Annotated in this window: 4 protein-coding genes; all 4 read left to right on the forward strand. The window is 64.2% G+C overall.

All coding sequences use genetic code 11. The features are described from left to right. On the forward strand, positions 1-1415 hold a 1415-nt coding region (locus tag HNR75_RS15220; RefSeq protein ID WP_188027808.1), incomplete at its 5' end, for an efflux transporter outer membrane subunit. A 14-nt stretch (positions 1416-1429) separates the two neighbouring features. After that, positions 1430-2509, forward strand: a complete 1080-nt coding sequence (locus HNR75_RS15225; protein ID WP_188027809.1) for an HlyD family secretion protein — start codon at positions 1430-1432, stop codon at positions 2507-2509. Between the two features lie 3 nt (positions 2510-2512). Further along, positions 2513-5281: a ribosome-associated ATPase/putative transporter RbbA gene (gene rbbA, locus HNR75_RS15230; protein ID WP_188027810.1), complete on the forward strand. Its 2769-nt coding sequence runs from the start codon at positions 2513-2515 to the stop codon at positions 5279-5281. Between the two features lies 1 nt (position 5282). Continuing rightward, a complete protein-coding gene (locus tag HNR75_RS15235; protein ID WP_075274410.1) occupies positions 5283-6413 on the forward strand; it encodes an ABC transporter permease in 1131 nt (376 codons plus the stop codon). The last annotated feature ends 101 nt before the right edge of the window (positions 6414-6514 follow it).

A 6514-nucleotide genomic window follows, 5' to 3' on the forward strand; every position in this document is an offset into this window, starting at 1 on the left:
TGACCGTCTGCAAGTCGCTCGCTCCGGCGCCAGACACCCCGCCGCTGCCCGTGCCCGAAGCCTGGCCTGCGCATCTTGGATCAGGCACCGACGGCGCCCACGCGGGAGAGCTTGCCTGGCAGGCGTACTTCACCGACCCCTTGCTGCAACGCCTCATCGAGACAGCGCTGGAGAACAACCGCGATCTGCGCCTGGCCGCGCTGCGTGTCGAGGAAGCCAGCGCCGCATTCCGCATTCAGCGCTCGGATCGATTTCCTGCCGTGGGCGTGGGTGCCCAGGGTGGACGCGCCCGCGTCCCTGGCGATCTGAACATGTCGGGCCGGTCGCAGGTGGGCGGCGAATATCGGGCCGAGGTGGGTTTGAGCACCTGGGAGCTGGATCTGTGGGGCCGGGTCCGCAACCTGGAAGACGCCGCCCTGCAAAGCTGGCTGGCTTCCGACGCGGCCCGCCAGGCCGTCCACCTGGCGCTGATCGCCCAGGTGGCCGACGGTTATCTTGGCTTGCGCGAGATAGACGAACGCGTGGCTATCGCCCGTCAAACCGTCGCGACCCGCGAGGAGTCCTATCGCATTTTCCGGCGCCGCGTTGAAGTCGGCTCGACCTCGAAGCTGGACCTCACTCAAGTCCAAACTTTGCTGAACCAGGCTCAGGCGCTGCTAACCCAGCTTGAGCAAGCACGCGCCACGCAACTGCACGCGCTGGCACTGCTGGTAGGTGCCGATCCTGGCCCGCTGCCCACCAAGGCACCCTTCGATGAAACAACGGTGCTGGCCGAACTCCGGGCCGGCCTGCCCTCGGAGCTGCTGGTCAGTCGCCCGGACATCATTTCCGCCGAACACCAATTGCGTGCCGGCGATGCCAACATCGGCGCGGCCCGTGCGGCGTTCTTGCCGCGCATTGCGCTGACCGGCAGCTTCGGCACGGCCAGTTCCGATCTTGACGGCCTGTTCGATTCCGGCAGCCGCGCCTGGACCTTCATGCCTACCTTGTCGCTGCCCATCTTCGATGGCGGGCGGCGGCGCGCAAACTTGGAACTGAGCGAGGTGCGCCGCGACATCGCCGTCGCCGGATACGAGAAAACCATTCAAACGGCCTTTCGCGAGGTGGCTGATGCACTGAGCGCCAAGTACTGGCTGGCTGAGCAATTGACGATCCAGCGGGCCAATCTGGAAGCACAAAGCGAACGCGCCCGGCTGGCCCAGTTGCGCTACGACAACGGTTCGGCCGCTTTCCTGGAGGTGCTGGACGCCCAACGCGATCTGCTGGATGCCGGACAACAGCTGGTACAGGCGCGCCGTGCGCTGCTGTCTAGCCAGGTGGCACTGTATGCCGCGCTCGGCGGCGGCACCCTCGCTGCAACCGACGAAACCCAGGGTGCAACCTCGACGCCCGCTCCCACGCCATTAACCCGTTAAGGCACGCCGAACCTATGACTGTCTCACCCTCTCTCAAGAAAAAACTCCTGGTCGCTGCCGCTGCAGCGGTTGTTATCGCGCTGGCCTGGTGGGGCTGGACGGAGCTTGCCGACAGCGGACCCGGCGAAGGGTTCGTCAGCGGCAACGGCCGGATCGAAGCCACCGAGATCGATATCGCCACTAAGCTTCCCGGTCGTATCGAAGACATCCTCGTACGTGAAGGCGATTTCGTCTCAGCGGGCCAGCCACTGGCCAGGATGCAACTGGAAACGCTTGAGGCGCAGCGCGACGAAGCCTTCGCCATGCGTGAACAGGCCGAGCACTCGGTGACCGCAGCACAGGCCCAGGTGGCGCTGCGTGAAGCCGACGTGGTTGCGGCGCAGGCACTCGTCGGTCAGCGCGAGTCGGAGCTCGATGCCGCGCAACGGCGGCTGAAACGTTCGCAGACATTATCCCAAGAAGGCGCCGCCTCGATACAAGAGTTGGACGATGACCGGGCGCGCGTGCGGGGCGCACAGGCGACGCTCGCGGCCAGCAAAGCACAGACCGCCGCTGCCCGCGCCGCGGTCGAGGCCGCCAAGGCGCAGCTCGTCGGCGCGAGGTCCAGCGTGTCCGCTGCCACGGCCAGCATCAACCGCATCGAAGCCGACATACGCGACAGCGAACTGCGCTCGCCGCGTGACGGTCGGGTGCAGGTGCGGGTGGCGCAACCCGGCGAGGTGCTGGGATCGGGCGGACGCGTCCTGAATCTTATCGACCTGTCGGACGTCTACATCACCTTCTTCCTGCCCGAGACCGTGGCCGGCCGCGTCGCGCTGGGTTCCGAGGTCCGCATCATTCTGGATGCCGCGCCGGAGTTTGTTATTCCAGCGAGCGTTTCCTTCGTCGCCAGTGTGGCGCAATTTACTCCCAAGACGGTAGAAACCGCGAGCGAGCGGCAGAAACTGATGTTTCGCGTGCGCGCGCAGATTTCGCAGGAGTTGCTGCGTGAGCACCTCAATCAGGTCAAGACCGGGTTGCCCGGCGTGGCCTGGATCAAACTCGACGCCAATGCCGAGTGGCCTCAAAACCTCTCCGTTCGCGTGCCGGAGTAAGGTATGAGCCACAGTGCGAGTGCGCAGCCCACGACCGTTGCAAGCGTCCGTCAGGTGCGCTTGCGTTACGGCGACGTCATCGCCCTGGATGGCATCGATCTGGACATTCCCGCCGGACGGATGGTCGGCCTGATCGGCCCCGACGGCGTGGGCAAATCCAGTCTGCTCTCATTGCTGGCGGGTGTGCGCATCATCCAGGAGGGCACGGTCGAGGTGCTGGGTGGCGACATGGCCAGCAAGGCCCATCGCAAGCAGGTATGCCCGCGCATCGCCTACATGCCGCAGGGACTGGGCAAAAACCTGTATCCGACGCTCTCGGTCGAGGAGAATCTGCAATTCTTCGCGCGCCTGTTCGGTCATGGCGCCGCAGAGCGCCGCCAGCGGATCGACGAACTGACTCAGGCCACTGGCCTGTTCAAATTCCTGGAGCGCCCGGCAGGCAAGCTGTCCGGGGGCATGAAGCAAAAACTCGGCCTGTGCTGCGCGCTGATTCATGACCCGGATTTTCTGATTCTCGATGAGCCGACGACTGGCGTGGACCCGCTGGCGCGCGCGCAGTTCTGGGATCTGATCGAGCGCATCCGCGCCGATCGCCCCGGCATGAGCGTGATCGTGGCTACCGCCTACATGGATGAGGCACAGCGCTTCGACTGGCTCGCCGCCATCGACGACGGCAAGGTCCTCGCCACCGGTACGCCGAAGGAATTGCTGGAGACAACAAACAGCCCGAACCTGGAAGAGGCATTCATCCGCCTGCTCCCGGAAGAGAAAAAGCGCGGACACCAAGCGGTTGTCATTCCGCCTCTGCCTGAGGACGGCGCGGACGATATCGCCATCGAAGCCGAGGGGCTGACCATGCGCTTTGGCGACTTCGTTGCCGTCGACAGCGTGTCCTTCCGCATCCGGCGCGGTGAAATCTTCGGCTTCCTCGGCTCCAACGGGTGCGGCAAGTCCACGACGATGAAGATGCTTACCGGCCTGTTGCCGGCGAGCGAGGGTCGGGCCTGGCTGTTCGGCCATGAAGTGAACCCGCATGATCTGGGCACCCGCCGCCGCGTCGGCTACATGTCCCAAGCGTTCTCGCTCTACAGCGAAATCACGGTACGCCAGAACCTGGAGTTGCACGCCAAGCTCTTCAGTGTGTCCCCGGAGGACATTCCTGCTCGCGTCGATGAGATGGTGGAGCGCTTCGGGCTGGTGGACGTCATCGACAGCCTGCCGGCCAGTCTGCCTCTGGGCATACGCCAACGCCTGTCGCTGGCTGTGGCCATGGTGCACAAGCCAGAACTGCTGATTCTGGACGAACCGACTTCGGGCGTCGACCCGGTGGCGCGCGATGCGTTCTGGCGACTGCTCATCGAGCTGTCGCGGCGTGACCGGGTGACGGTCTTCATTTCCACCCACTTCATGAACGAGGCAGAGCGCTGCGACCGCATGTCGATGATGCATGCGGGCAAGGTGCTCGACAGCGACGTGCCCGCCAGACTGGTCGAGAAGCGCGGCGCCAAAACCCTTGAAGAGGCCTTCATCGGCTACCTCGTCGAAGCCGAGGGCGGCACGGCGGCGCCGGCCAGCCAGCCCGGGGCCGCCGATCACGAGGAGCAACCATCGGCGGCGCCCGCTGAACACGGTGGGCACCGCTCTGGCGGTTTCAGTCTGCAGCGAATGTTCAGCTATCTGTGGCGCGAGACGCTGGAATTGCAGCGGGACCCGGTACGCGCCACGCTGGCGCTGGGCGGTTCGCTGCTGCTGATGTTCGTGATCGGCTTCGGCATCACCATGGACGTCGAGGACCTGAGCTATGCGGTGCTCGATCGCGACCAGACCACGCTTAGCCAGAACTACACGCTGAACTTGGCCGGATCGCGCTACTTCACCGAGCACGCGCCGATCGTCGACTACGACGATCTTGATCGACGCATGCGCAACGGCGAACTGTCGCTGGCCATTGAGATCCCCCCTGGCTTCTCTCGCGATGTGTTGCGAGGCCAGAACGTGCAGATAGGTGCCTGGATCGACGGCGCCATGCCGCAACGCGCGGAAACCGTCCAGGGCTACGTTCAGGGCATGCACCAGCACTGGCTGCTCGTACAGGCCAGCGAACGCAGCGGTGCCAGCGCCGCAGGCAATGCGAGCGTCGAGACGCGCTTTCGCTACAACCCCGATGTCAAGAGTCTGCCAGCCATGGTGCCGGCGGTGATCCCTCTGCTGCTGCTCATGCTGCCGGCCATGCTGACTGCGCTGGCGGTGGTGCGCGAGAAAGAAACCGGGTCGATCACCAATCTGTACGTGACGCCGGTCACGCGCATCGAGTTCCTGCTTGGCAAGCAACTGCCCTATGTCGGTCTGGCCATGGTGAACTTCCTGCTGATGAGCCTGCTCGCGGTCACCGTCTTCGGTGTGCCGGTCACGGGCAGCTTCTTCACCCTGTCGCTGGCCGCGCTGATCTTCTCCTTCGCCGCGACAGGCATGGGGCTGCTGGCCTCGGCCGTCACGCGCAGCCAGATCGCCGCCATGTTCTTTGCCATGATCGGCACCATCATTCCGGCCACCCAGTTCGCCGGCCTGAGGGATCCCGTGTCCTCGCTTGAAGGCTCCAGCAAGTTCATCGGCGAGATCTACCCCGCCACGCACATGATCTCCATCAGCCGTGGCGTGTTCAACAAATCACTCGGCCTGGCCGACCTGACGGGGCCGCTGTGGTCGATGCTCATTTCGGTTCCGGTCATTCTCGGCGTGGCTGTTTTGCTACTCAAGAAGCAGGAGCGTTGAGATGCGCAGAAGAAACCTGGCCAACATCTACGACCTTGGTGTCAAGGAGCTGTGGAGTCTTTGGCGCGATCCGATGATGCTTGTGCTCATCGTCTATGTGTTCACCGCGTCGGTCTACACCAAGGCCACGTCCATGCCGGAGACGCTGCACAACGCGCCCATCGCCATCGTCGACGAGGATAATTCGGCGCTGTCCCAGCGGGTTGCCTCGGCCTTCTACCCCCCGCAGTTCACGCCACCGGCCATGATCGACTATGGGGACGTGGACCCGGGCATGGACGCGGGGCTGTACACCTTCGCTCTGGTCATTCCGCCCAACTTCCAGCGCGACGTGCTGGCGGGGCGATCGCCTGCCGTGCAGCTCAATGTCGACGCCACCCGCATGAGCCAGGCCTTCACCGGCAGTGGCTATATCCAGCAGATCTTCACCGGCGAAGTCAATGAGTTCGTCAAGCGTTACCGCGGCACCGACGCGCCACCCGTGGATCTGGCATTGCGCGCCCGCTTCAACCCCGCACTGGACAAGGCCTGGTTCGGCTCGGTGGTGCAGATCATCAACCACATCACGCTGTTGTCCATCATCCTGACCGGCGCGGCGCTGATCCGGGAGCGCGAGCACGGCACCATCGAGCACCTGCTGGTGATGCCGGTCACGCCCGCGCAGATCATGCTCTCCAAGGTCTGGTCGATGGCCCTGGTCGTGCTGATCGCCTCCTTCCTGTCCCTCAATCTCATGGTGCGCGGCGTCCTGGGCGTTCCCGTCGAGGGTTCCATTGCGCTGTTCTTCGCCGGCGCGGCGCTCAGCCTGTTCGCCACCACCTCGATGGGCATCTTCATCGCCACCCTGGCGCGCAACATGCCCCAATTCGGCATGTTGATGATGCTCACCATCATGCCGCTGCAGATGCTATCCGGCGGCGACACGCCCCGCGAGAGCATGCCCGAGATAGTGCAGAACATCATGCTGATCGCACCCACCACCCATTTCGTGGAGCTGAGCCAGGCCATCCTTTACCGGGACGCGGGCCTGGAGACGGTATGGCAGCCGTTCCTGGCGCTGGCCCTGATCGGCACGGTGCTGTTTTTCCTGTCGCTGGCACGCTTTCGCAAAACGATCGGCCAGATGGCCTGATCGTTTGACCGCCCGATTGGGCATTTCAACCCAAGCAAGGAGTTTGACCATGAGCAATGAAACCATCCCCCTCAACCTCTTCAAGGCGAACCTGGAACTGC

The sequence above is a fragment of the Tolumonas osonensis genome, from assembly GCF_014202415.1.
GTDB lineage: Bacteria > Pseudomonadota > Gammaproteobacteria > Enterobacterales > Aeromonadaceae > Tolumonas > Tolumonas osonensis.

What these genes read in the sequence shown, in the direction of transcription:
- HNR75_RS15235 (WP_075274410.1), top strand. Translation starts at nt 5,283, where the DNA reads ATGCGCAGAAGAAACCTGGCCAACATCTACGACCTTGGTGTCAAGGAG.
- HNR75_RS15225 (WP_188027809.1), top strand. Translation starts at nt 1,430, where the DNA reads ATGACTGTCTCACCCTCTCTCAAGAAAAAACTCCTGGTCGCTGCCGCT.
- rbbA (WP_188027810.1), top strand. Translation starts at nt 2,513, where the DNA reads ATGAGCCACAGTGCGAGTGCGCAGCCCACGACCGTTGCAAGCGTCCGT.